The organism is Mycobacterium botniense (assembly GCF_010723305.1).
Taxonomy (GTDB): domain Bacteria; phylum Actinomycetota; class Actinomycetes; order Mycobacteriales; family Mycobacteriaceae; genus Mycobacterium; species Mycobacterium botniense.
The window spans coordinates 715,140-740,212 of record NZ_BLKW01000002.1; the positions used below are offsets into that span (position 1 = coordinate 715,140).

Annotated in this window: 26 protein-coding genes; 9 read left to right on the forward strand and 17 right to left on the reverse strand. The window is 65.8% G+C overall.

Annotated elements, in window-relative coordinates; genetic code table 11:
- Positions 1 to 28: 28 nt before the first annotated feature.
- The 5 genes from G6N08_RS03670 to G6N08_RS03690 form a co-directional block, all read right to left on the reverse strand.
- Positions 29 to 1,252, reverse strand: a complete 1,224-nt coding sequence (locus G6N08_RS03670; RefSeq protein ID WP_163754435.1) for a sensor histidine kinase — start codon at positions 1,250 to 1,252, stop codon at positions 29 to 31.
- Positions 1,253 to 1,432: 180 nt separating this feature from the next.
- Complete coding sequence (locus tag G6N08_RS03675) at positions 1,433 to 2,179, reverse strand: phosphoglyceromutase (protein ID WP_163754438.1); 747 nt, start codon at positions 2,177 to 2,179, stop codon at positions 1,433 to 1,435.
- A 68-nt stretch (positions 2,180 to 2,247) separates the two neighbouring features.
- Positions 2,248 to 2,796, reverse strand: a complete 549-nt coding sequence (locus G6N08_RS03680) for a type III secretion system chaperone family protein (protein WP_163754441.1) — start codon at positions 2,794 to 2,796, stop codon at positions 2,248 to 2,250.
- The gene (gene mshA / locus G6N08_RS03685) at positions 2,793 to 4,163 is read right to left on the reverse strand and encodes a D-inositol-3-phosphate glycosyltransferase (RefSeq protein WP_371868949.1); all 1,371 of its coding nucleotides are present in this window, start codon (positions 4,161 to 4,163) and stop codon (positions 2,793 to 2,795) included. Before mshA ends, G6N08_RS03680 begins: the two co-directional genes overlap by 4 nt.
- A gap of 48 nt (positions 4,164 to 4,211) precedes the next feature.
- Positions 4,212 to 5,507: an ROK family protein gene (locus tag G6N08_RS03690; protein WP_163756635.1), complete on the reverse strand. Its 1,296-nt coding sequence runs from the start codon at positions 5,505 to 5,507 to the stop codon at positions 4,212 to 4,214.
- A 180-nt stretch (positions 5,508 to 5,687) separates the two neighbouring features.
- Between G6N08_RS03690 and G6N08_RS03695 the strand changes: the two genes are divergently transcribed.
- Positions 5,688 to 6,443 carry an SDR family NAD(P)-dependent oxidoreductase gene (locus G6N08_RS03695; RefSeq protein WP_371868988.1) on the forward strand — a complete coding sequence of 252 codons (756 nt, stop codon included), beginning with the start codon at positions 5,688 to 5,690 and terminating at the stop codon, positions 6,441 to 6,443.
- On the opposite strand, the gene G6N08_RS03700 is transcribed toward G6N08_RS03695, so the two are convergent.
- Positions 6,421 to 7,776 carry an Ig-like domain-containing protein gene (locus tag G6N08_RS03700; protein ID WP_163754450.1) on the reverse strand — a complete coding sequence of 452 codons (1,356 nt, stop codon included), beginning with the start codon at positions 7,774 to 7,776 and terminating at the stop codon, positions 6,421 to 6,423. The genes G6N08_RS03695 and G6N08_RS03700 overlap by 23 nt on opposite strands.
- 11 nt (positions 7,777 to 7,787) lie before the next feature.
- Positions 7,788 to 8,834: a UDP-N-acetylmuramate dehydrogenase gene (locus G6N08_RS03705; RefSeq protein WP_246216682.1), complete on the reverse strand. Its 1,047-nt coding sequence runs from the start codon at positions 8,832 to 8,834 to the stop codon at positions 7,788 to 7,790.
- 65 nt (positions 8,835 to 8,899) lie between these two features.
- On the opposite strand from G6N08_RS03705, the gene G6N08_RS03710 reads away from it, so the two are divergent.
- The 4 genes from G6N08_RS03710 to G6N08_RS03725 all read left to right on the forward strand — a co-directional run bounded on the left by G6N08_RS03710 (position 8,900) and on the right by G6N08_RS03725 (position 12,540).
- Positions 8,900 to 9,412 (forward strand): DUF2505 domain-containing protein, encoded by a 513-nt coding sequence (locus G6N08_RS03710; protein WP_163754456.1) that lies wholly within the window; start codon positions 8,900 to 8,902, stop codon positions 9,410 to 9,412.
- Positions 9,413 to 9,554: 142 nt separating this feature from the next.
- Complete coding sequence (locus tag G6N08_RS03715; protein ID WP_163754459.1) at positions 9,555 to 10,373, forward strand: carbon-nitrogen hydrolase family protein; 819 nt, start codon at positions 9,555 to 9,557, stop codon at positions 10,371 to 10,373.
- Positions 10,370 to 11,398 (forward strand): LmeA family phospholipid-binding protein, encoded by a 1,029-nt coding sequence (locus tag G6N08_RS03720; RefSeq protein ID WP_163754463.1) that lies wholly within the window; start codon positions 10,370 to 10,372, stop codon positions 11,396 to 11,398. Before G6N08_RS03715 ends, G6N08_RS03720 begins: the two co-directional genes overlap by 4 nt.
- Positions 11,399 to 11,463: 65 nt before the next feature.
- Entirely contained in the window at positions 11,464 to 12,540 is a 1,077-nt protein-coding gene (locus tag G6N08_RS03725; RefSeq protein WP_170301257.1) for an LmeA family phospholipid-binding protein, read from the forward strand.
- An 18-nt stretch (positions 12,541 to 12,558) separates the two neighbouring features.
- Here G6N08_RS03725 and deoC read toward each other — a convergent pair whose 3' ends face one another.
- The 6 genes from deoC to G6N08_RS03755 all read right to left on the reverse strand — a co-directional run bounded on the left by deoC (position 12,559) and on the right by G6N08_RS03755 (position 16,334).
- Positions 12,559 to 13,233 (reverse strand): deoxyribose-phosphate aldolase, encoded by a 675-nt coding sequence (gene deoC, locus G6N08_RS03730; protein ID WP_163754470.1) that lies wholly within the window; start codon positions 13,231 to 13,233, stop codon positions 12,559 to 12,561.
- A complete protein-coding gene (locus G6N08_RS03735; RefSeq protein WP_163754473.1) occupies positions 13,233 to 13,439 on the reverse strand; it encodes a DUF2599 domain-containing protein in 207 nt (68 codons plus the stop codon). The genes deoC and G6N08_RS03735 overlap by 1 nt, the downstream gene beginning before the upstream one ends.
- Before the next feature lie 15 nt (positions 13,440 to 13,454).
- Positions 13,455 to 13,745, reverse strand: coding sequence for a DUF2516 family protein (locus G6N08_RS03740; protein ID WP_163756637.1), 291 nt, complete (start codon positions 13,743 to 13,745; stop codon positions 13,455 to 13,457).
- A 105-nt stretch (positions 13,746 to 13,850) separates the two neighbouring features.
- Positions 13,851 to 14,456: a heparin-binding hemagglutinin gene (locus G6N08_RS03745; RefSeq protein ID WP_163754476.1), complete on the reverse strand. Its 606-nt coding sequence runs from the start codon at positions 14,454 to 14,456 to the stop codon at positions 13,851 to 13,853.
- 52 nt (positions 14,457 to 14,508) lie between these two features.
- Entirely contained in the window at positions 14,509 to 14,925 is a 417-nt protein-coding gene (locus G6N08_RS03750) for a helix-turn-helix domain-containing protein (RefSeq protein WP_163754479.1), read from the reverse strand.
- 92 nt (positions 14,926 to 15,017) lie between these two features.
- Positions 15,018 to 16,334, reverse strand: a complete 1,317-nt coding sequence (locus tag G6N08_RS03755) for a DUF445 domain-containing protein (protein ID WP_163756639.1) — start codon at positions 16,332 to 16,334, stop codon at positions 15,018 to 15,020.
- Between the two features lie 228 nt (positions 16,335 to 16,562).
- Here G6N08_RS03755 and G6N08_RS03760 point away from each other — a divergent pair, with 228 nt between their 5' ends.
- From G6N08_RS03760 to G6N08_RS03775, 4 genes are all read left to right on the forward strand, one after another.
- Positions 16,563 to 17,264, forward strand: coding sequence for a TetR/AcrR family transcriptional regulator (locus G6N08_RS03760; RefSeq protein WP_163754483.1), 702 nt, complete (start codon positions 16,563 to 16,565; stop codon positions 17,262 to 17,264).
- Positions 17,265 to 17,273: 9 nt separating this feature from the next.
- On the forward strand, positions 17,274 to 18,284 hold the full coding sequence (locus G6N08_RS03765) for a prenyltransferase (RefSeq protein WP_163754485.1): 1,011 nt from the start codon (positions 17,274 to 17,276) through the stop codon (positions 18,282 to 18,284).
- A 163-nt stretch (positions 18,285 to 18,447) separates the two neighbouring features.
- Entirely contained in the window at positions 18,448 to 19,323 is an 876-nt protein-coding gene (locus tag G6N08_RS03770) for a cyclopropane mycolic acid synthase family methyltransferase (protein ID WP_163754488.1), read from the forward strand.
- A 156-nt stretch (positions 19,324 to 19,479) separates the two neighbouring features.
- Positions 19,480 to 20,367 (forward strand): cyclopropane mycolic acid synthase family methyltransferase, encoded by an 888-nt coding sequence (locus G6N08_RS03775; RefSeq protein WP_246216684.1) that lies wholly within the window; start codon positions 19,480 to 19,482, stop codon positions 20,365 to 20,367.
- Positions 20,368 to 20,466: 99 nt separating this feature from the next.
- Here the strand turns inward: G6N08_RS03775 and G6N08_RS03780 are convergent, their stop codons facing one another.
- The 4 genes from G6N08_RS03780 to G6N08_RS03795 form a co-directional block, all read right to left on the reverse strand.
- Positions 20,467 to 21,372 (reverse strand): cyclopropane mycolic acid synthase family methyltransferase, encoded by a 906-nt coding sequence (locus tag G6N08_RS03780; protein WP_170301258.1) that lies wholly within the window; start codon positions 21,370 to 21,372, stop codon positions 20,467 to 20,469.
- A 220-nt stretch (positions 21,373 to 21,592) separates the two neighbouring features.
- A complete protein-coding gene (locus tag G6N08_RS03785) occupies positions 21,593 to 22,456 on the reverse strand; it encodes a 3-hydroxybutyryl-CoA dehydrogenase (protein WP_163754494.1) in 864 nt (287 codons plus the stop codon).
- A 125-nt stretch (positions 22,457 to 22,581) separates the two neighbouring features.
- On the reverse strand, positions 22,582 to 23,868 hold the full coding sequence (aceA, locus tag G6N08_RS03790) for an isocitrate lyase (RefSeq protein ID WP_163754496.1): 1,287 nt from the start codon (positions 23,866 to 23,868) through the stop codon (positions 22,582 to 22,584).
- A gap of 279 nt (positions 23,869 to 24,147) precedes the next feature.
- A complete protein-coding gene (locus G6N08_RS03795) occupies positions 24,148 to 24,942 on the reverse strand; it encodes an acyl-[acyl-carrier-protein] thioesterase (RefSeq protein ID WP_163754498.1) in 795 nt (264 codons plus the stop codon).
- Positions 24,943 to 25,073 lie beyond the last annotated feature (131 nt).

Sequence of the window (25,073 nt, forward strand, 5' to 3'; positions counted from 1 at the left end):
TCCTTTTCATCGCTTCGCCTCTGCGTCGTCATCGGCTTAGTTCTTCCTCTCGTTGCGAGCTGACAGGCCGCAGATCGCGCTCCGAAGGCTGGTCGGCTTCCTCAGCGACCTCCGGATACACCGGGATGGACAAGGTGAACGTCGACCCGGTCCCCGGCTGGCTCCACAGCCCGATGCTGCCGTTGTGGTTGGCGGCGACGTGTTTGACGATCGCCAAGCCCAGCCCACTGCCGCCGGTGGCTCGCGAACGCGCCTTGTCTCCCCGGAAGAAACGCTCGAACACCCGCTCCTGGTCTTCGCGGGCAATGCCGATACCCCGATCGGTGACCGCGATCTCGACGAAGTCGCCGCGCCGGCGGCGGCTGATCGTCACCAACGACCCGCGCGGCGAATACGCGATCGCGTTGGACACCAGGTTGGCCAACGCGGTCACCAGCAAGCTTTGATTGCCCAGCACCCGCAAACCGCTCGGTGCATCTGTGCGCACCTCGATATCGGCATTGTCAGCGGCCACCTTGTGGCGCGAAATCGCTTCCGAAACAACGGTGTCGACATCCACGTCGGTCATATCGGGCAGTCGCTCCGCGCCCTGCAGGCGAGACAGTTCGATCAGTTCGCCAACCATCCCGCCCAGCCGGTTGGCTTCGACGAGCACTTTTTCACCGAAGTGACGCACGGTGTCGGGATCGTCCGCGGATGCCAGCAGCGCTTCAGCGAGCACGGCCATGGCGCCGACCGGTGTCTTGAGCTCGTGGCTGACATTGGCCACGAAATCACGCCGCGTCGCCTCCATGCGGGCGTACTCGGACTGGTCGTAGGCGAAAACCACGGCGAACCGGCGGTCTTCTTCGCTCAACAGTCGGGCTTGGCCGTGGACCAGCAACCCGGAGCGGCCGGCGGCCCCGCGCTTACCCGGCGACAGGTCGAATTCGACATCGTCGCCGGCCAACGCCTGCTGCGCCGCTTTCCAGGCCTGCTCATCGAGCTGACGGTCGCGCACCAACCCCAGCTCCCGGGCGCGATCGTTGAGGTAGACCACGTCACGATGGGCATCCACCACCGCGGTGCCGGTCGGCATCAGCGCGACGATGCGCTGCAACATCTGTCCGACGGTGATCCCGGCCCGTTCGGCCGCCATCCGCTGCTGTCGCTCGACGATCCGCGGCGCCAACCGGGTTCCGGCGGCCAGACCTACGGCCAATGCCAGCAGAGACGAAACCCCGGCCAGCAACAGCGCCGAGAACACAGTCACGTGCAAATCCTACAAATCCTGGTGCACGCCCACCCAGCGCCGCGCGGCCAAAACCGGGCATGTCACAGCGCGCCAGCAAAGTATTCGGCCACTGTTCATCCAGTGTTTGCCGTGATGTCCGCCGCCGCGAAGCCGGCCGGCGCGGCTCCGGCCGAGGCAACAGCCCGACGCGGACCGATCTTATGCGCCTTGGCTGGCCACCGCGGCGGCACCGGCGGCGGCGGCCTCCGGATCGAGATAGCTGCCGCCGCGCATGATCGGCTTCAGCTCCGCGTTCAGGTCGTAACGCAGTGGTACGCCGGTGGGGATGTTCAGCCCCACCACCTCCTGCTCGGACATGTCGTCGAGGTATTTGACCAGGGCACGCAGCGAGTTGCCGTGCGCGGCGACGAGCACCGTCTTACCCACGCGCAAATCCGGCATGATGACATCGGTGTAGTACGGCACAAACCGGGCCACCACGTCGGCGAGGCATTCGGTCAGCGGTCCTCCGCCGATGTCGGCGTAGCGGGGATCCATATCCTGGCTGAACCGGCTGCCCCGCTCGATCGGCGGCGGGGGAACGTCGTAGCTGCGGCGCCACGCCATGAACTGCTCCTCGCCATAGCGGGCCTTGATATCGGCCTTATTCAGGCCCTGCAGCGCCCCGTAGTGGCGTTCGTTGAGCCGCCAGCTGCGCCGCACCGGGATCCAGTGCCGGTCGGCGGTGTCCAGCGCCAGGTTGGCGGTCGTGATCGCCCGGCGCAGCAGCGACGTGTAGGCCACGTCGGGGAGCAGCTTGTGCTCGACCATCAACTCGCCGCTGCGCACCGCCTCGGCCCGGCCGCGATCGGTCAGGTCGACGTCCACCCACCCGGTGAACAAGTTACGAGCATTCCAGTCGCTCTCGCCGTGGCGGAGCAGCACCAGCGTGCCAGCGTTCCCCATGCGGGCAAGTCTCTCATGGTGCACTGCGCCGCACGGCGCGGCGCCACCCGCCCTGCTGGGCGCCGAGTTCAGGTGCCATCACCGGACTCGTCCGCCAAACGCTGCTTTTTCTGCATCGTCGGCGGGCGCAGGTGAGTGAACGCCTGCAAGTTTTTCACCGACTGGCCGCGCGATAACCGCCACTCCCACTCTTTTTCAATCGACGAGCGAAAACCCAGCTCCAGCAGCGTGTTGAAATCGGAGTCCACCGCCTCGAGCACCTGCCCCAACACCCGGTCGATCTCGTCGGCGTCGACCGAGGCGAGCGACATCCGTCCCACCAGGTAGATGTCACCCACGTTGTCCAGCGTGTACGCGACCCCGTAGAGCTGCCGGTTGCGCTGCAACAGGAAGCGGTAGACGCCTTCGTGATTCTCATCGGGCTTGCGGCAGACGAACGCTTCGACACGCACGGAGTGCTCACCGATCGTCAAGATGGTGTTGGTCTTGAGTTTGCGTTCCCCGGGCAACTCCACGATCAGCCCCGGCGGCCCGCCATGCGCGCCGGCATGCTGCGAATAGGTCAACTGACTGGCTTTGAGCGCATCCTCGATCACCTGCTGCACGGTCGAGGTCATAGGCGCACCTCCCGGCGCGGCGTCCAGCGACGGGTTATGCGAGCCGTTGCCAGGTCGCGCACCCGCCGCCGCGCGGTGCTGAAGTCCGCAAGGGCGCGGCGGTAGCTGGCCAGTAACGCATCGACCGTGTTCTCCCAGGAAAAGGTCGCCGCGTGCGCGGCGGCCGACCGGCTCATGGCCCACGCCCGCGGACCAGAACCGAGCCGCAGCACCTTGTCGATGGCCTGCGCCCACTGATCGACGTCGTGCCCGGACACCAGCATGCCGCTGACCCCGTCCCGTACCGCCACCGGCAACCCCCCCACCGCAGCGGCCACCACCGGCGTCCCGCACGCTTGCGCCTCCACGGCGACCAGCCCGAACGATTCCGAATAGCTTGGCACCGCAACCAGGTCGGCGGCTTGGAACAGGGTCGCCAGATCTTCGCGGGACTGCGGCGGGAGGAAGGTCACCCGGGCGGTGATACCCAGTTCGCCGGCCAGCCGAACCAGCCCATCGGGGGCGGCCAGGCCGCTGCCCGACGGCCCGCCGGCGACCACGATGCGCGCCCGGGGCAGTTTGGCGACGGCGCGGAGCACGATATCGGGCGCTTTCAGCGGCTGGATGCGGCCGACGAAGGCCACCACGGGTTCGTCGAGCGGAAGGCCCAGCGCGGCCCGGGCGGCGCGGCGGTCACCGGGGTGAAACACCTCCAGATCCACCCCGGGGTGGGCGACGTCGATCCTGGCTGGATCAGCGCCGTGAATCGACACCAACTGCCCGGCTTCGTCGTGGGTGTTGACGATCAACCGGTCCGCTTCGTCGACGACCTGCTGTTCGCCGACAGTGCGCAGCGGCGGCTCGGGGGTGTCGCCGTCGGCCAGCGCCGCGTTTTTCACCGCGGCCAGCGTGTGCGAGGTATGCACCAGCGGTACCGCCCACCGGTCGCGGGCCAGCCAGCCGACCTGACCGGACAGCCAATAGTGCGAGTGCACGATGTCGTAGTAGCCGGGTTCGTGGGCGGCCTCGGCGCGCAGCACGCCCGCCGCGAACGCGCACAGCTGGGTGGGCAGATCGTATTTGTCCAGGCCTTCGAACGGCCCGGCCACGACATTGCGGACCAGCACGCCGGGCGCCACCCGGGTTATCGGCGGGTCGGCGGACGAGGTAGCCCGAGTGAAAATCTCCACCTCGATACCCCGCCGAGCCAGGTGCAGCGCGGTTTGCAGCACATACACATTCATGCCGCCGGCGTCGCCGATACCGGGCTGGGCCAGCGGTGAGGTGTGCACGGACAACACCGCCACCCGGCGCAGCCCACCCACGCCGGACACCTCACCCCGGAACACCGCGCGCCGGGAGACGTCAGTGTGCGACACACCCGTCATCATTGCAGGACCGCCGGCGGCGCCCCCGACGCTGCACATGGGAGCCGGTCAAACCGACGACTCCGGCGCCGCGTCCCCGGCGACCCGCAGCGGGGACCCCAGCGCCCCGGCGCGCCGCATCGCACCTACCGGGTCGGCGTAGAGTCTGCTCAGCGAGACGATGCCCGCGCCCGCTTCCTGCACCCGGTTGCCGAACATGGTGACCCGAATGTCGCGCGGCGGCAACACCGAGCGCGCGTTAAACGCCGCTTCCACCTGTGCCATCGCCTCCGGGTATTCGGTGAACGCCTGGCCGCCCACCACCAGATCGTCGGGATTGAGCAGGTCACGCAGCAGTGCGACGGCCTCGCCGAGTACCCGGGCCCGCTCAGCCAGCAGTTCTCTCGCCTGCTGATCACCCTTGCGGGCGGCCCGCACCAGCTCGGTGACGGACCCGCGCGCGGTCGGCAAGATACGCAGCCTGCGCGCTGCTGCCAGCACGGCTTCGTCGCTGACCGTCGATTCCAGCTGCCCAGAGCCACCCAGCAGCTCTGAGACCGCCGGCAGAGTGGCTATGGTGCCCGGGCCGCTGGCCGGGCTGTGTACCCGGCCGCCGATCACCAGCGCATAGCCGACGGTCTCCCGGGCGTAGACATACAGGCTGCTGGTCGTCGCGTTCGGTGTGAACCGTCGCATCCCGAGCAACAATTCGGCCCCGGCCATGGCATGCACGTGCGACGCCACCGACACCGGGAGCTCCAGCGCCTCGGCCAGCACCGAACCCACCGGCGCCTGCCGCCAACCCAGACGCGCATGGTCGACCTGCCCGCTGGCGCCGTCCACCGCCCCGCCGATGGCCACGCCGACCCACAACGGGCGGCGCCGGTGCCACCGGCTGAGGTAACGGCGGGCGCCTTCGGCCAGCGACGCGAGCGCGGTCCCTTGTGCACTGCGCGGTGTCGGGGTCTCGACAACATCGAGTGTGCGGCCGAACAGGTCGGTGGCCACGATGCTGGTGGTACGCGCCCCGATATGCAGACCCAGCGTCAGAAACGGCTCGTGGTTGACCTCGACGGGTACCCGTGGACGCCCGATCGCACCGGAAACGGCGAGGTCGGCGCGCTCACGCAGCAGACCCGCGTGCAGCAAAGCGATGACTTGGCGGTTGACCGTTGCGATGCTCAGCGATGTGACACCGGCGATGACATCACGGCCGACCGGACCGCGCAGCCGCACAGCCCGGAAAACCGCGGCGGCAGCGGAGTCTGACAGGTGCAGGGAGGGTGCCACCACGTGCTGGCGTAAACGGCCTTTGCGGCTATCGGAAGCACTGGTGAGAGTGGTCGAGCGCACGGTTGTCCTTATCCGAGTTCTAGTGGCCGGGCATCGCCGCGCGCGGGCTCCGGCTATCCGAGGCCGGTCAGGCGCGGCCGGGTGTGCGACAACGACACACGCAGTCCGTGAACAGGCACGCAGCCCTCAGGCTGAGCACGGGACTCGGGTACACGCGGAAAAATTTAGCACACTTACTAAGGTGATCCGGTGATGACATCCGATTCGCAAAAACGCGTTGCCGTGGTCACCGGCGCCAGTGCAGGCATCGGCGAGGCAACCGCGAAAACCCTTGCTGCCCAAGGTTTTCACGTTGTGGCTGTGGCGCGGCGGGCGGAACGCGTCACCGCGGTGGCCGACGAGATCGGCGGAACCGCAGTGGTGGCCGACGTCACCGACGAGAGCGCGGTGGACGCGCTGGCCCGCCAACTGCATCGGGTCGACGTGCTGGTCAACAACGCCGGAGGCGCCAAGGGACTGGAACCGGTCGCCGAGGCCGATGTTGAGCATTGGCGCTGGATGTGGGAGACCAACGTGCTGGGCACCTTACGGGTGACCCGGGCGCTACTGCCCAAGCTGATCGCCTCCGGTGATGGGCTGATCGTCACGGTCACCTCGATCGCGGCGTTCGAGATCTACGACGGGGGATCCGGTTACACCGCGGCCAAGCACGCTCAAAGCGCGCTGCACCGCACGCTGCGTGGCGAATTGCTGGGAAAGCCCGTGCGGCTCACCGAGATCGCACCCGGTATGGTCCACACCGAGTTCTCCCTGGTCCGCTTTGACGGCGATCGCCAGCGGGCCGACGCAGTGTATGCGGGGATGACTCCGTTGACGGCCACCGATATCGCCGAGGTGATCGGGTTCGTGGCCACCCGCCCGCCGCACGTGAACGTGGACCAGATCGTGATCCGGCCGCGTGACCAAGCCACCGCGACCCGCAGAGTCACCCGCCCGGCCGGGCGTTAGGCGTGTGCGGCGGCGCGGCCGGAACGCCCGACGCGGTGGGCGCGTTGGGCGGGGTGATGGGCGCGGTGACGGGCACCTGGGTCGCCGGTTTCTTGCCGGAGCGCGGCAACGCCGACATCGACACCCAGGTCTCCCAGTCCACCGCCCAGTCCCAGATGTCGCCGTCGGCGTACGACAACTGGATCGAACTGCCGGTCACCTCGACGGGGTCACCATAAAGAGCGCTGTTGTAGTACTGCTCGGCGTCCTCGGTGGACAGGTTGATGCAGCCGTTGGTGACGTTGGTGTTGCCCTGGGCGCCGGCACTGGCCGGATTGGCGTGAATGAACTCACCATTGTTGGAAATTCTCACCGCCCAGCGCTCATGGACGTTGCTGTAACCGGCCGCCGGGTTAGACATGTAAAAGTCGGCGTACTTTTCGGTGACCACGTGGATCCCGTTGCGGGTCACGTTGCGCGGCTTGTCGGCCTCGCCGTAACTGCAGGGAAAATCCATGATGACACCTTCGTCGCGGATCACCTGGATGCGGTGCGAGGAAACTTCGGCCTTGACGATCTGGCGCCGGCCGACCTGGAAGCGCAAGGTCATGTCCTGTTTGCCGTACGCGCCGTCGCCGAAGGCCACCCCGTAGAACCGGGCGTCGACGTTGACCTTGGTGCCCGCGGGATAGTACTCGCGGGTGCGCCAGTGCACCCGTGATCCCTGCGCCTCATCGGGCAGCCACGCCCAGCTGCCCTCGACGGGCGGGTCGGTGGTGACGGTCAATGCCCGCTCGACAGCGGCCTTGTCGGCAATCGGGGCGTCGAACTGAATGATGATCGGGGCGGCGACCCCAACGGTCTGCCCGTCGGCCAACTGGAATCCGCCATCGATCAGCTTCGTGGGTGTCACGGTGGTGAACCCGCCTTTAACCGGGAGCGCCTTGCCGTCGTGGCCGATCACCGACCCGCTCCAGGTGTAGGCGGCGTCATAGCCGAGCGGCTCAGTGATCGTGTAGACGGTGCGGTCGTGGTTGAAAACCCCCGCCACCACCTTGCCTTTGGGGTTGGTCAACGACACCTTCTGGAAGAAGCCGTTACGGACCTCGACACTGACGGGTGCAGTCGGGACCACCCCGACGGCAGCATCGGCCGGGCGAAAGATCACGGTGGGCCCCGGCGGCGGTTTCGGTTTCTCCGCTTGTTTGCTGGATCTGCCTAGGCAGGCGGCTACCACGTTCGGTGCGCACAGCCCCAACACCACCGCCGACAAAGCCCGACGCCGGGTGATCGGCGGCGGGCCACTGGCTGTGTTCACGACACACAAAGATACCGGGCACCGGCTCCGGATCATGAAATTGGCTGCTACAACACGCAGCCGACCAGCACCGGCTCGGGTTCAAGTGTGATACCAAACACGGTGCGCACACCGTCGCGGATGGTGCGAGCGAGCGCCACCACGTCGGCGGCGGTCGCCCCGCCACGGTTGGTCACGGCGAGCGCATGCTTGCTGGACAGCCGGCACCGGGCGGTGCCGGTGTCCGGATAACCTTTGCCGAAACCGGCACGCTCTACCAGCCAGCCGGCGGCGAGCTTGATGCCGTCGCGGGCCGGCCAGTGCGGCACGCTGCCAAAGTCGGCGGCGAGCCGCTGATAGACGCCGGGCGCGACGATCGGGTTGGTGAAGAACGACCCCACGCTCCAGGTGTCGTGATCGGCCGCATCCAGCACCATTCCCTTACGGGCACGCAGACCCAGCACCGCGTCGCGCACGACTGCCGGGTCGGCGCGCTGACCGGCCGTCGCGTCCAGCGCGGCAGTCAACTCGTCGTACCGCAGCGGTGCGCTGCGGCCCGACGCGTCCAACGCGAACTCCACCTCCAAAATCACGGCGGGAACCGCGAACCCACCGGCGTGCTTGAAGATGCTGCGGCGATAGCCCAGGCCCAGCTCGCTGGCCGGCACCCAGCGCACCACACCGCTGCGCCGGTCCAACAGCCGGACCCGGGTGAGCGTATCGGCTACTTCTGCGCCATAGGCGCCGACGTTTTGGATCGGGGTCGCGCCCGCCGAGCCGGGAATGCCGGAGAGGCATTCCAGCCCGCCGAGCCCGTGCTCGATCGCGGCCACCACGACGTCGTCCCACACCGCGCCGGCCTCCGCGCGCACCACATTGCCCTCGATGCTGATGCGCTTGTTGGCCAACCGCACTACAGTCAGGTCGGTCAGCGTGTCAGCGATCACCACATTGGAGCCGCCGGCGATCACCAGCACGGGGCCAGCGTCTTCGTGGCGGGATTCCGCGTCCAGGTGACGCAGCGCAGCCACCACTTGTTCGGTGGTGGTGCAGGTGATGACCCGCCGCGCGACCGGGCCGAGACGCAGTGTGGTCAGCGGCGCCAATGGCACCATCTCGGCGACATGCGCACCGGCGAAGACCGAACCGACCACGGGCCGTAACGGTAGCCTGGCCTGCTATGCCCCGTTCATTCGACATGTCCGCCGACTATGAGGGCACCGTCGAACAGGTCCATCGCGCCTTCAGCGACGAGCACTACTGGCTGGCCCGGCTGGCCGATTCGGGTGCCGACGACGCGACGCTGGAGTCGATGCGGGTCGGCGCGGACGGCAGTATTGACGTGGTCACCGTGCAGGTGCTGCGCAGCGACCGGCTTCCGGCTCTGGTCAGCCAATTCCACCGCGGCGACTTGTGCATCCGGCGCGACGAAAAATGGGGTCCGATCACCGGCGGCGCCGCCAACGCCACTGTCCTCGGATCCATTCACGACCTGCCGGTGGGGCTCACCGGCACGGCGGTGCTGGCCCCGGGCACCGACTCCGGCGGTGCCCGGCTGACTTTCCGGGGCACCGTCGAGGTCCGTGTCCCGCTTGTCGGCGCCAAGATCGAGAACTTGATCGGCAGCCAGTTAGTCGAGTTGCTGATCGCCGAGCAGCGTTTCACCACGATGTGGATCGCGGAAAACGCCTGACGGACCGCCCGGGTCATCCGCTCGATTCGACAGGGACCGGGAGCATGCCGAAACCCGGTTCCGCGGCCGCGGGGCGGGCACCTCGGCGCGGCGTCAACACCTGTCGACGGCGGTCAGTTCGACACGCCTTAGGCTGACGGCCATGCGGATCGCGGTGGCGCAAATCCTCAGCGGCACGGATCCGGCGGCCAATCTGCAGCTGGTGCGGCATTACACCAGCCAAGCCGCCGACGCGGGCGCCACGCTGGTGATATTTCCCGAGGCGACCATGTGCCGTTTCGGTGTGCCGCTGGCGCGGATCGCCGAGCCGCTCGACGGATCCTGGGCAAACGAGGTCCGCCGGATCGCCGCCGACACCGGGATCACTGTGATCGCCGGCATGTTCACCCCGGCCGGCGACGGCCGGGTCACCAATACGCTGATCGCGACCGGACCCGGTACCGACGCGCACTACCACAAAATCCACCTCTACGACGCGTTCGGGTTTACCGAATCACGCACCGTCGCGCCGGGGCATGAGCCGGTGGTCATCAGTGTCAGCGGCGTGCGGGTGGGGTTGAGCATCTGCTATGACATCCGGTTTCCCGGGCTTTACACCGAGCTGGCCCGCCGCGGTGCTCAGCTGATCGCCGTCTGCGCCTCGTGGGGTGCCGGTCCCGGCAAATTGGAGCAGTGGACGCTGTTGGCGCGCGCGCGGGCGCTGGACTCGACAAGCTATATCGCCGCAGCCGGCCAGGCCGACCCCGGCTGCCGGCCTGCCGAGTCGGGCGCGCCGACCGGCGTCGGCGGCAGCGCGGTGGTCTCGCCGTTCGGCGAGGTGATGGCCGCGGCCGGCGCCGAACCCCAGCTGCTGATCGCCGATATTGACCCGGGTCGCGTCGCCGCGGCCCGCGACACGATTGCCGTTCTGCGCAACCAGGCCGACTTCGCTCACCTGGATAAGGCAGAATCGCCCAGGTGACGAATCCGCCGGACGCATCGCGAGAGGATCCCACCGTGTGGGCTCGCCCGGGCAACCACAATCCCGCGGATCAGCCTGCGGGGGCGTCCGAGCCGGAAACCCAGCAGGTGCCTGCCCCGGCTGCGGGCGAGCGCACCCAGCCGGTGGCCCCGGCTGAGGCTCCGCCCCCCGCACAGCCCCAGCCGGGTCCGCCCCCCGCTCCGCCGCCGTACCCGCCGGAGCAGTGGTCTGCCACGCCGTCCGGTCCACCACCGTCGGAGGACACGCCTGCCGCTGTGAAAGCCAAACGCCGCCTGCTCCGCGACCCGATGTCAGTCGTTCTGGCCGTCATCATCGTGGTGGCGCTGCTGGCCGCCGGCGTACTCGCCGCCGAACTGTATGCGCGCCACCGCGCCGAAAGCGTCGTGGCCGCAGCCGCGGAATGCGTGGTGCGGGACAAGGTCAGCGTGTCGTTCGGTCCCACCCCGTTCCTGCTGGAGCATTTCACCGGCGATTACCGTGATATCTCGATCCGCACCGCGGGCAACCAGATCCGCAGCGCCAAGGGCATGAAGGCCGACATCGAGGTCGACAATGTCGACTTACACGGCCACGGCAACTCGAAGGGCACGATCGGCGCGCTGAACGCCACTATCACCTGGACGTCGAACGGTATCAAAGAGACCGTGCAAGATTCGGTCCCGATCGTGGGCGGCCTGGTCAACAGCGTGACCACCAACCCCAGCGCCGGGACTGTCGAGCTCAAGGGTGCACTGGGCCTCGGCAGTGTCACCGTCAAACCCGAGGTTGCCGGCAACGGGCTGGCGTTGACGGTCGTCAAAGTTACCGCGATGGGTGCCCCGGTGCCCAGCGAGACCGCGCAATCGGCGCTGGATATTTTCGCTTCCAGACTCATCAACGACTTTCCACTCGGTATCCACGCCGATCGCGTGCAGGTTACCGATAACGGTGTAACAGCACATTTTTCGACCACCAACGCCGCAATTCCGTCCGCGCAGTCTGACCCGTGCTTCGCCAAGCTCTAGCCGATGTGCAACCGCCCGGCTGACCGCGTGGACGTTGTTGGCTTCGATAGGGCACAATCGCGCTGGTGACAAATCCGCAAGGACCCTCGCGCGGCAACCCCTCGGAATGGGCCCGCCCCTCTTCGCCCCGGCCACCGTCGGCACCTCCCCCATCCCAATCACCGACGCGCCGGATGCCCGCCACTGGCCGCATCCCGGGGCGACAGCAGCCCGGCCCGCCGCCCAACCCGCCGCCGCGCCAGCCCGGGCCCCCACCGACTCGGCAACCGCCGCTACCAGGCCCTGGCCCGGGCCAGCAGCCACACCCGCCCGGCCCGGCGCCCAACGCGCACGATCAGGCCACGACCACGCTGTCATCTCCCCCCCAGCCGAAAGGCAGGCCGGTGCACGCCACACGCCGCTGGTTGCGCGACCCGGTGTCGGTCGTGCTGATCCTGATCATCGTGGTGGCGCTCATTGTCGCCGGGCTGATCGGTGCCGAGCTTTACGCCCGGCATGTCGCCGACAGCAAGGTCACCAAAGCCGTCGAGTGCGAGGTGCAGGACGGGGCCAGCGTGTCCTTCGCCACCACACCGCCGGTGCTATGGCAGTACATCACCGGTCACTACACCAATATCTCGGTGCAGACCGCCGGAAATCAGGTGCGCAGCGCCAAGGGTATGAGGATCAGCTTGGACATCCAGAATGTGCGGCTGGCCAACACCAACAACTCCAAGGGCACTATCGGCGCGCTGAACGGCACCATCTACTGGTCAGCTGCGGGTATCAAACAGTCCATCCAAGACGCCATACCGCTGCTGGGCAGTTTCGTGACCAGCACGGTCACCACCAACTCCGGTAACGGCACCGTTCAGCTGAAGGGACTCCTGGACAGCGCCACCGTCAAACCCCAGATCGTCAACAACGGGCTGTCGCTGCAGGTGGTCGACTTGAGAGCGTTGGGCTCCAAGCTGTCCACGGACACGGTGCAAAAAAACCTCGATGACCTCACCTCGCGGGCGACCCAGAACTACCCGCTGGGCATTCACGCCGACAACGTCACGGTCACCGACAACGGTATCCAGGCCACCTTTTCCACCACGAATGCCACCATCCCCTCAGGCAGCGGCGGGGGACAGGATCCCTGCTTCGCCAACCTGTGAGCCGCAACCCGTGGGCGTTTAGCGCAGTCCGTCCAGCACGGCGCGGGTGCCGGACAGCCCCAGCCGGGTGGCGCCCGCCTCGAGCATCGCCACCGCCTCCGCGGCGGTACGGATCCCGCCACTGGCCTTGACCCCGAGCCGCCCGCCGACGGTCGCGGCCATCAGCGCGACCGCACGCACCGAGGCCCCACCCGCCGGGTGAAACCCGGTCGAGGTCTTCACGAAGTCCGCGCCGGCGTCTTCGGCGGCCCGGCAAACCTGGGCGAGCTTCTGGTCACCGGCCCGGCTCACCAGGACCGCCGACTCCACAATCACCTTGAGCACGGCCGCCGGCACCGCGACGCGCACACCCGCGATATCGGCGCGCACCGCATCAAGGTCGTCAGCCAGTGCGGCGCCGACGTCGATGACCATATCGATCTCGCTCGCGCCCGACGCGACGGCCAACGCCGCTTCGTGCGCCTTAACCGCTGAGAGGTGTTTGCCCGACGGAAATCCCACCACCGCGGCGATCCGGGTTGCTCCGGCCTGTGCGGCGATGGGCACCATCGACGGTGACACACACACCGCGTACACGCCGAGGTCCGCGGCTTCGGCGACCAGCGCCACCACGTCGGCGGCAGTGGCCTCGGGCCTCAGCAAGGTATGGTCGACCAGCGCCGCCACCTGGGCCCGGGTAGGTTGCGACGGCACTAGAACGGGTCGTGGGCGCCGCCGGGGTGGGAGCCGGTCATCTGGACCGAGTCCACGGCCGGCCGCCCAGGCTCGAGATTCCGGCAGGTGGTGCGGGGCCGCACCAGTTCAGCGGCCTGCCCCGGGCAGCTGAACAGCTCGCGCGGGACCGCCGCGCCGGTGCCGGGCGCGTGCACCGCGCACCCGGCCGACAGCCCAACAATCACCGGCGCACCTGGCCGCTAACGCGATTTACCCTGGATCTCAAGGAGTTTGGGCCGCACATCAACTAGGTACACGCCGGCTGCACAGGCCGCGATCACCACACCGAGCACCCCGAAAACAAAGCTCAGCACCGAAGCCATGGCCACGCCAACGCCCAGAATCACCAACCAGACCGGCTTGGTCAACTTCTCCGCGGCGGTATACGCGTCGGGTCGTTGCAGAGCAGCGTGCACGAACGCGTACAGCGCCGTCAGGAAAACGCCGATCTGTACGACAAACAAGACGTCACGTGCCAGGCCTTGAAGCATCACACGGCAAGCTTATGCGGGCACCGGCCCACCCGTCGACTCCGAGTTGCCCGGCGGCAACCCGGAATCGAGTGGGGGTGGCTGCCGGGGGACACCCGGCGGCGCTTACTTCTGGGTGACCTTCTTGGCCGCGGCCTTCTTGGCCGGCGCTTTTTTGGCCGGGGCTTTTTTCGCGGTCGTCTTTTTCGCCGGGGCCTTCTTGGCTGGCTGCGCCTTGGTGGGCAGCTCGATGCCAACCAGCTTGGCGGCACGTTCACCGACCGCACGGGTCTGCGAGGCGACCGTGCCCAGCGCCTCCTGGGTCAGCTCAACGGCTTGATCGACGTAGCCTTCGGCGCGGGCCGATGCCTCCTCCAAACGACCCTGGCTGCGCAGCCGCTCCAACGCGAGTTCGCCCCGCTCGACCAGCTCGTTGTAGCGATGGGTCGCGGCTTCCAGATAGCCCTCGGCTGCGGAGCGCAGTTCCTCGGCGGTGAACCTCTCGCGCAGCTCCCGCAGCTGCTCACGCAGCTGTTCAGGCAGTTCTTCTTGAAACCTGGCCAACCGGGCACGGCTCTCCTCGACCCGGCTGCGGGTGTCGCTGCGGGCCTCGCCGGCGCGTTCCCGTAATTCAGTGAGCAAGTCGCTGACCGTGGCCAAAGCCAGATCGGCGGCTCCCAGGGCGGCAAGTAACGGCGCTTTTAGATCCTCGATAGTCGGGTTGTCGGGCATGGTGATTTCCTTTCTGGCGGGTTAATGTCGGTCGGGCACGACGCGTCAGGAGTCACCCGGAGGTCGAGTCCTCATCCCCCGCTTCAGTCGGTGCGACATCGCCGTGGTGGTTTTGTGAGACAAACGACGCGTAAATATCGAGCAGAACCTGCTTCTGCCGCTCGGTGATTGCCGTGTCGGTGATGATGGCGTCCCGCACCTGGCTGGTCTCGCTGGGCTCGAGGATTCCAGCCCGAATGTAGAGCACTTCTGCGGAAACTCGCAGCGCTTTGGCCAGTTGGTTGAGCACGTCGGCGGACGGTTTACGCAATCCCCGCTCGATCTGGGACAAGTAGGGGTTACTGACGCCGGCCTTCTGGGCCAACTGCCGAACTGAGACCTGCGCGGCTTCGCGCTGAGCCCTGATGAAACTGCCGATGTCTGAGGCCGCCGAGGACACGACTGCAGCAAGTTTTTCGTCTTGCGGCATGCGGTGATTCCTTCGATACGTCGGGTGCTCGGTGCTGACACGCGTCACCATACGTCCTAGTGCTAACTTTTGCAAGCACTAGTTTGCGCAGTTCAGAACATCAGTTGCGCGACGGTGTAGATCACCAGCCCGGCCAGCGCACCCACCACCGTGCCATTAATCCGGATGAACTGCAGGTCGCGGCCGACGTGCAGCTCGATGCGCCGGCTGGCCTCGGCGGCGTCCCAGCGCTCGATCGTGTCGGTGATGATCGCGGTGATCTCGACTCCGTACTGCGACACCAGATGGTGCACTGCGCGCACGATCCAGGTGTCGACCTTGTCGCGCAGGTCGGAGTCGTCGCGCAGCGACTCCCCGACGCGAACCACCACGCCGGCGATGCGGCTGCGCAGCACGCTGCCCGGGTCATCGACACCCTCGAGCACCAGCCGCTTCAGCGTCTGCCAGGCCGTCGCCGCAGCACCGGTGATCTCGTCGCGGGCCAGCAGTTGTTCCTTGACCCCCTCAGCGCGGGCGATGGTGGCCGGGTCATGCTGCAAGTCGTCGGCGAAGTCGAACAGGAACTGGGTGGCCGAGCGACGCAGCTCGTGGTCGGGGTTGCGGCGGACCTTATCGGTGAAGTCCATCAGCTCCCGGTGGATGCGGTCGCCGACCAGATGGTCGATGAACCTCGGTGACCAGCTGGGGGAGTCGCGCTCAACCACCCGCTGGATGACCTCTCCCGCGTTCAGCGACCAGTGAAAAGCACGATCGGCGAGTAACTGGATCAATGCTTCCTGCCGGTTTTCGGCCAGGAGGGTCGCCAGCATCCGGCCCACCGGCGGACCCCACTGGGGTTCGGCGATGCGCTTGATGATCATGTGGTCGATGACGTGCTGGACATCCTCGTCGCGCAGCAACTCCACCATCACGCGCAGCACCGTCGCCGTCTCGGCGGCCACCCGTTGGGCATGCTGCTCCTCCGAGAGCCACTTGCCCAGCCGGCCGGGCACCTGCGCATCCCGGATCTTGGCCTCCACCACCGGCGGCGATAAGAAGTTCTCCCGGACAAACGTCCCCAAACCCTGGCCGAGCTGGTCCTTTTTCCGCCGGACGATAGCGGTGTGCGGGATGGGCAGACCCAGCGGATGCTTGAACAGCGCGGTGACCGCGAACCAGTCCGCAAGAGCGCCGACCATGCCCGCCTCCGCGGCGGCGCCGAGATAGCCCACCCACCCGGCGGGGGAGCCGCCGGCCTGGACCCCCCGGCACACGAGAAACACCCCGCTGGCACCGACCAGAAAGCTCAGCGCCACCGCCTTCATCCGCCGCAAACCCCGCCGCCGTTCGGCGTCGGCCTCCGGATCGGCCGCCACAAACGATTCGGCCAGAGACCGGCGTGCGCGGTGCCGGGCCGTCGGCGCGGGCATCGGATCCGGTTTCGACGCGGGCCAGACCGGCAACTGGGGTTTAGCGGTCACCGCACCATCATCCGCCATGGGCGCGCACAGTGGCCGGGACGACAGGTCCCGCTCCCTCTGCGCTGTCCCCGCCGCAGGCCGGGGTCCCCCGCGCGGGGGAGATCGGCCGTGCATCGGGCATGAGGCGGGTAACGAGCCGTACTATCGACAACGTCTAGTGAATGGGATTCCGCAATCGTGGCTGAGCATCTCCCGGCGGGGATAGTAAAGACCGATGGGCGTAAACGGCGCTGGCACAAACACAAGGTTGAGCGCCGCAACGAGCTGGTGGACGGCACCATTGCCGCGATCCGGCGGCACGGCCGATTTCTGAGCATGGATGAGATCGCCGCTGAGATCGGTGTCTCCAAAACGGTGCTGTACCGCTATTTCGTCGACAAGAACGATCTGACCACGGCGGTCATGATGCGGTTCGCACAGACCACGCTGATTCCCAACATGGCGGCGGCATTGTCATCGAACCTCGACGGCTATGAGCTCACCCGCGAGATCATCCGCGTCTACGTCGAAACCGTGGCCGAGGAACCCGAGCCCTACCGGTTCGTGATGGCCAACAGTTCGCCGACCAAGAGCAAAGTGATCGCCGACTCCGAGCGGATCATCGCGCGCATGCTCGCGGTGATGCTGCGCCGCCGGATGCAGGAAGCCGGAATGGACACCGGCGGGGTGGAACCATGGGCCTACATGATCGTCGGCGGTGTCCAACTCGCCACCCACTCGTGGATCTCCGACCCCCAGATGAGCGCCGACGAGCTGATCGACTACTTGACCATGCTGAGCTGGAGCGCGGTGTGCGGGATCGTCGAGGCCGGTGGGTCGCTGGAGAAATTCCGCGCGCAGCCGCACCCGTCCCCGATCGTGCCGTCGTGGACGCCGTAGGGGCCGCTGATGCCTGAGATGACGGCGCGCTCGCGGCTCAGATCGTGGAGGTACGCGCTGCGCACCACCAACCCCCCGCCGGACGGGCCCGTCGACACCCTGACCCGCTGGCTGGTCGTCACCCGGGCCGCCGTGCTGCCGATGACCGTGTTCGCCGGCCTCGTTGCCGCGCTGCTGGCGGTTGGCCAAAGCGGGATGGACTGGCGCTGGCTGACAGTCGCCGTCGTTGGAATCACGTTGGCTCACATAGCCAATAACCTGATGAACGATCTGTACGACACCCAGGTGGGCACCGACAGCGCCCACTACCCGCGCGCGCTGTACGCGCCGCATCCGGTGCTGTCCGGATTGGTCAGCCGACGCACGCTCATCTCGGCGATTCTCCTGGTGAACCTGGCCGACCTGGCAATCCTCGTGGTGTTGGCGTTGGTGCGGGGCTGGCCGGTAGTGGTGTTCGCGCTGACCGGCTTCGTGCTGAGCGTCGCCTACACCGCGCCGCCGCTGCGGCTGAAGAAACGCGGCCTGGGCGAACCCGACGTTTTCCTGGTCTGGGGGCCACTGATGGTGTGCGGAACATACTTTTCGGCGGTTGGCACACTGAGCTGGCATATCGTGCTCGCGTCGCTCCCCTATGGGCTGTTGTGCACGACGGTGTTGATGGGCAAGCACATCGACAAAATCCCCTATGATGCGCCGCTCGGGATCCGCACGCTGCCGGTGATCTTCGGCGCCGCCCGCGCACGGCTGGTGACGCTGGCGATGATGGTCGGGTTTTACCTGTTGGTCGGGGTGGCGGTGGTGGCGCAGGCGATGCCGTGGCCGGCGTTGCTGGTCGCCGTGGCGCTGCCGCGGCTGGTGAAAGTATGGCCGTACTTTCGTCGTCCGCCTCCAGACCGGCCGCCTCCGGATTTCCCGGTCTGGCCGTTGTGGTACGCGGCGCTGGCATGGGTACACGTGCGCCAGGCGGGCGCGCTGCTGGTCGCGGGCCTCGCGATGGGTGCTATCCTGGCCACTTCCTAGCGAACGTTTTCGGGCCACATCGCCTTGACACCCGGGTCGCGGCGACCGGTAATACCCGCCCGCACCGACTAGACTGCAAAGATGCATCGCGGGGGGCCGGGCGTAGCTTCACGAAGCTTCATGAACGGCCTGTGCTGAGAAATACAGAAAGGCTTATGCCGTAATGACTGTGCCGCTGACGCCCTTCTATGACGACGTCCAGGCCCACTACGACCTGTCCGACGAGTTCTTCCGGCTGTTCCTGGACCCTACGCAGACCTACAGCTGCGCCTACTTCGAGCGCGACGACATGACGCTGGAACAGGCGCAGATCGCCAAAATCGATCTCGCCCTTGGGAAATTGCGGCTAGAGCCCGGTATGACGCTGCTCGACATCGGCTGCGGCTGGGGATCAACGATGCTGCGCGCCATCGAGAAATACGACGTCAACGTCATCGGCCTGACATTGTCCGAGAACCAGGCCGGCTACGTGCGGACAGTGTTTGAGAAGATGGATACCCACCGCTCGTGGCGGGTGTTGGTGGAAGGCTGGGAAAAGTTCCACGAGCCCGTCGACCGCATCGTGTCCATCGGCGCGTTCGAGCACTTCGGCCACCAGCGCTATCCCCGCTACTTCAAGATGGCCTACGAGGCGTTGCCCGCAGACGGGGTGATGCTGCTGCACACCATCACCCGGCCCACGTTCTCGGAGGGGAAGAAGATGGGCCTGGCGCTGACCCGCGAAGTGGTTGAGTTCGCCAAGTTCATCCTCGACGAGATCTTCCCGGGCGGCTGGTTGCCGTCGGTGCCGATTGTGCACGGGCACGCCACCAAGGCCGGTTTCACGGTGACCCGGATCCAGTCGCTGCAGCCGCACTACGCGCGCACCCTCGACATGTGGGCGGCCGCACTGCAAGCCAACAGGGACAAAGCCGTCACCATCCAGTCCCAAGAGGTCTACGACCGCTACATGAAGTATCTGACCGGCTGCGCGCAGCTGTTCCGCGACAGGTATACCGACGTCCACCAATTCACGCTGGAAAAGTCGCCCGCGGTGTGATCTGCGCGCACGGCACCGTGCTGGGCCGGTGTTGTCCAGGCTGCGGCGTGTATGGTGTCATAGGGCAGACGCCTACCCTGGCTTCTGCTCTGTGACCAGCCCGTTTGCGACCGTGGGGATCTGCCAGTGACCGAGACCTCCAGCGAGACACAGACCGTGCAGTCCCGCCGCTCCCCGAGCGCCCGGCGGTGGGGTTCCAGCGACGCCGAAGTGCGGTCGCACTACGACCTGTCCAACGAATTTTTCCGGTTGTGGCAGGATCCCACCCAGACCTACAGCTGCGCCTACTTCGAGCGCGACGACATGACGCTGGAAGAGGCGCAGATCGCCAAAATCGATCTCGCCCTTGGGAAATTGCGGCTAGAGCCCGGTATGACGCTGCTCGACATCGGCTGCGGCTGGGGATCAACGATGCTGCGCGCCATCGAGAAATACGACGTCAACGTCATCGGCCTGACGCTGTCGGAAAACCAGAAAGCGCACGTCGAGCAGCGCTTCGCTGAGTTGGACAGCCCCCGCAGCAGACGGGTGCTCTTACAGCCGTGGGAAGAGTTCAACGAGCCGGTGGATCGGATTGTGTCGATCGGCGCTTTCGAGCATTTCGGCTGGGACAGCTACGACGCCTACTTCAAGATGGCCTACGACCTGATGCCCGACGACGGTGTGATGCTGCTGCACACCATCTGCACGGCGACCGAGGAAGAGGTCAAGCGACGCGGGCTGCCGTTGACAATGTCGTTGTTCCGTTTTATCCGGTTCATCCTGACCGAGATTTTTCCCGGTGGTGAGCTGCCACGCGTGCCGCTGGTCGAGGAGCACGCCACCAAAGCCGGTTTCACTGTGACCCGGATCCAGTCGCTGCAGCCGCACTACGCGCGCACCCTGGACACGTGGGCGGCAAACTTGAAGGCCCACAAGGATGAAGCTATCGCCATCACCTCCGAAGAGGTCTACGAAAGATACATGAAGTACCTGACCGGATGCGCTGAGCTATTCCGCAAGGGCTACACCGACGTCTGCCAATTCACCTGCGAAAAGGTATAGATTATCCGCTCCATCGGCGTCGCCGCCGTGGCCCGGGCGCGCCCATGAGCCCCGACGCGAATCACCGATGATATCTTTCGGCGCTCAGGCGTTCAGGGGTCAACCACCGGCCCGGCCGTTGGGCGCTTTCGTCAGCGTGAACTGTCCCACTTCGGTGATACCGCGCCGGAAACGGTCAGCACACCCGGTTAAGTAGTGCATATAGCGCTCGTACACTTCTTCGGAGGTGACGGCGATAGCTTCATCCTTGTGGGCCTTCAAGTTTGCCGCCCAGATATCCAATGTCCGCACGTAATGCGGGTTCATCAACTGAATTTGACCGGTCGAGAACCCCGCCTTGTGCGAGTAGTCGACAATGTCTTCCGGCGCCGGCAATGCGCCGCCTGGAAATATCTCCCGGGCGATGAATTGACCGAACCTCAAGTCACTCATCGTGAGCTTGATGCCCCTGGGGGCCCAGTAGGTCGGCGGATGGGTGAATATGGTCTCCAGGACCATCAGACCGTCACCGGGCAGAACACGGTAAGCCGTCTCAAAGAATGGCGCCCACCGGTCTTTTCCGAACGCCTCGAACGCCTCGATGCTGACGATCCGGTCGACCGGCTCGTCGAACTGCTCCCACCCCTGCAGCAACACCCGCGTGCTGCGCGGAGTGTCCATTTCATCGAACATTCTCTGCACGTGTGCCCGCTGGTTTCTGGAGAGCGTGAGGCCAATGACATTGACGTCGTACTTCTCAATCGCCCGGCGCATTGTTGAGCCCCAACCACAGCCAATGTCGAGCAACGTCATTCCGGGCTGCAGTCCGAGTTTGCCAAGCGCGAGATCGATCTTGGCGATCTGCGCCTCCTCCAGAGTCATGTCGTCGCGCTCGAAGTAGGCGCAGCTGTAGGTCTGAGTCGGGTCTTGGAATAACCGAAAAAATTCGTCTGACAGGTCGTAGTGCGCTTGCACGTCATCGAAAGGCGGGGTCAAGCTCTGCGTGTCACCGGGTGTCTTCGTCACTGTTCGTCCTGTTGCCACTGGCCGTCTGGGTCAGAAATTAAACGTCGAACCGCAGGTCTCGTACCGGCTGACGTCTGTTCAACAACTAAGAATACGACTCGCCGTCGGCGCGACAAACGGCCGGCACTGCAACGGCTGTCTTGCGACTCCGGGGACTCGATCGCGCATAACGGCTTCACCTCCTTGCAGTCGGTGACATCACGGGCCGGGAGTGCCCGCATTAGTAGGAGTAAAAACCTTGACCGGATTTCTTGCCGAGCAGACCGGCTTCGACCATTCGCACCAACAACGGCGGCGACGCGTACTGGTGCTCTTTGAACTCCTCGAACATCTTGTCCGCAATCAATTTCAGGGTGTCAAGTCCGACCAGATCTGCGAGCCGCAGCGGCCCCATCGGGTGCGAGAGCCCCGCCACGACCGCCTTGTCGATGTCTTCGACAGTGGCGAAGCGGTTCTCGACCATCCTGATCGCCGACAACAGAAACGGGACCAGCAGCGCATTCACCACGAAGCCGGATCGGTCCGAGCAGCGCACCACCTGTTTGCCTAACACCGTGCTGGCAAACTCTTCGGTGCGCGCCGCCGCCGCCGGGTCAGTGACCAGCGTCAAGACCAGCTCAACCAGCGGCAGTACCGGCACCGGATTGAAAAAATGCAGACCCAGCACTCGCTTAGGGTTTTTCGTGGCGGCAGCGATCTTCATGATGGGGATGCTGGAGGTGTTCGACGCCAACACGGCGTCGGGATCGGTGATAATCCGGTCGAGTTCAGCGAAAATCTCCGTTTTGACAGTCTCGTCCTCGACCACGGCTTCGATCACCAGTTGGCGGTCAGCGAAGTCTTTCAAATCGGTGGTGAAGGTCAGCTTGCTGAGGGCACCGTCGCGTTCACGTTCGGTCACCTTGCCGGCGCTGACCCCGCGCTCCAGCGACTTGACGATGCGGGTGCGTCCCGCGGCGATCAACGCTTCGGTGGTCTCGAACACTGTCACATCAACACCCGCACGCGCCGAGACCTCGGCGATACCGGCACCCATCTGCCCGGCTCCGACGACCCCGACCCGCTCAATCGCTCCCTCACTCACTGTTCTCTCCAGTTCTCTTGCACAGCAACGGGCCCCGCTCAGGTTCGCTGGGCGGGGCCGGTGCTGTCAACTCCGGATCCGATGAGCAGACGGCAACAGAGAACAACCGCCTTATGAGTGGATTATCAGTGGAACTGGCCCTCTTCGGTGGAGCCAGCCAGCGCCGTCGTCGACGACATCGGATCGACCGTGGTAGCGACGCGGTCGAAGTATCCTGCACCAACCTCGCGCTGGTGCCTGGTCGCGGTGTAGCCGCGTTCCTCGGCGGCGAACTCGCGTTCCTGCAACTCGACGTAGGCGGTCATCTGGTTACGGGCATAGCCGTAGGCCAGGTCGAACATCGAGTAGTTCAGCGCGTGAAAGCCCGCCAGCGTGATGAACTGGAACTTGAAACCCATCGCGGCAAGCTCCTTCTGGAACTTCGCGATGGTGGCATCGTCGAGATGCTTTTTCCAGTTGAACGACGGTGAGCAGTTGTAGGCGAGCATCTGGTCGGGATACTCGGCTTTGACCGCTTCGGCGAACGTCCGCGCCACCTCCAGGTCCGGTGTCGCGGTCTCCATCCAGATCAGGTCGGCAAATGGCGCATAGGCCTTGGCCCGCGCAATGCATGGCTCGATCCCATTGCGGACCCGGTAGAAACCTTCGCGGGTGCGCTCGCCGGTGATGAACGGCCGGTCGCGCTCGTCGATGTCGGAGGTAATCAGCGTCGCCGCTTCGGCATCAGTGCGCGCGATGATGACGGTCGGGACGTCGCACACGTCGGCAGCAAGCCGGGCCGAGGTGAGCGTGCGGATATGCTGCTGGGTGGGAATGAGCACCTTGCCGCCGAGATGGCCGCATTTCTTCTCCGAGGCCAGCTGATCTTCCCAGTGCGTGCCCGCAGCGCCCGCGGCGATCATCGCCTTTTGTAATTCGAAGACGTTGAGCGCGCCCCCGAAACCGGCTTCGGCGTCGGCGACGATGGGCGCAAGCCAATTCTGCACCGACCGGTCGCCCTCGATCTTGGCGATCTGATCGGCGCGGAGCAGCGCGTTGTTGATCCGGCGCACCACCTGGGGCACCGAATTGGCCGGGTACAGGCTCTGGTCCGGGTAGGTCTGGGCGGCCAGGTTGGCGTCACCGGCTACCTGCCAGCCCGACAGATAAATGGCCTTCAAGCCCGCACGCACCTGCTGCACGGCCTGGTTGCCGGTCAGCGCGCCGAGCGCGTTGACCCACTCCAGATCGTGCAGCTGCGCCCACAGGATTTCCGCACCGCGCCGGGCCAGTGTGTGTTCCTCAACCACGCTGCCCTGCAGGGCCACCACATCCGCAGCGGTGTAGGTGCGGGTGATGTCCTTCCAGCGCGGATTGGTGTCCCAATCCCGCTGGAGCTCCTCCACACTTTTGGGCATGCCAACGGTCGACATCGAGCTTCTCCTCAGGGTCATTGCTGACGTGTTAACTGGGACCGCTCAGGAGCGGTATTAACTGCACGAATCTTTGCTGATGTGCTAATCCGACGATGGCACAGTTCAGAAGCCCAGGTCTAGGTCTTTCAGATGCGAATTTTCGCAATGCTGTTCGAGGATTTTGCAAAGTTTGCGAAGAGACGGTGCCGCGGACCCGCTCCGCGGGTACTGATCCGCACCAGGAAATCCGCAGGTCAGCGCCACTATATGGTGCGCCGCGCGGCGTACGGTGACTTGCTAGAGAGCAAAGAGGGCTGCGACAGCTTTGATCTCGTCGCCGACCGCATATGTGAGCGTCGTAACAGTACGGTCGGCGAGACCGGGACCGCACCGATCGGAGGTGCCCGGCGCATACACGTGGGAGAGGATCTCGAGCTTATCGCCCAAAGCCACCGGCGCCTCGTGCTCGATAGTCACTCGCAGCGGCGCCTTGAGCAGTGCCGGGTGAGCGGCCAGATAATCCTCGACCACCGCCCAGTACACGGCGTTGTTCATGTGATCGAACAGGTCGATATCGGTGACGCGGACCGGAAACTCGTGAATCTCGAGTGCGTCGTCTCGGCTTCCCGCCGTCAGGTACGCCTTCCAGCGCAGCCGGTCGATACTGGTGGTGCGCTGCAGTCCGGCCAGAAAGTCGTCAGAGATGCGCGACGGCATCTGGGTCTCGCGATTGATGTTGATCCAAAACGCCTCCGATTCGATCAGGCCGCCTTTGCGCCCATCGATGCGAACCCGCATCTCACACCACCGGTTAGACGTACCGGAACACCACCGGCGCAACCGCAGCATGTCGCTGAATGTGATCGGGCGAATCACGTCGACCATGGTGCGCCGCACGATCCACAGCGGATGGGTCTCCTCGAAACCCATTTCGCGCAGCTGGTCCTGGCCGATGTCCTGGATGTGGCGGGCAGCCGCATCCAACCGCAAACGGCCATCGCGATCGATGTCGGCAACCCGCAACGGCCATTGGCGGTCGAAAACATCGGGGTGGCCGTCAGGCACCGGCATCATTACTTTGTCCAGGCTCACGGCGCTACTCCCCTGTGCTCCTCATTGCGCCCTCCCCTCCCGCGCATCATGCCAAATACCGGCTGCGAAACACCAATCGCCGCGATTCTGCCAAGTCTGCTAATGTCACCTTTGCAAAACGGGGTACGCTG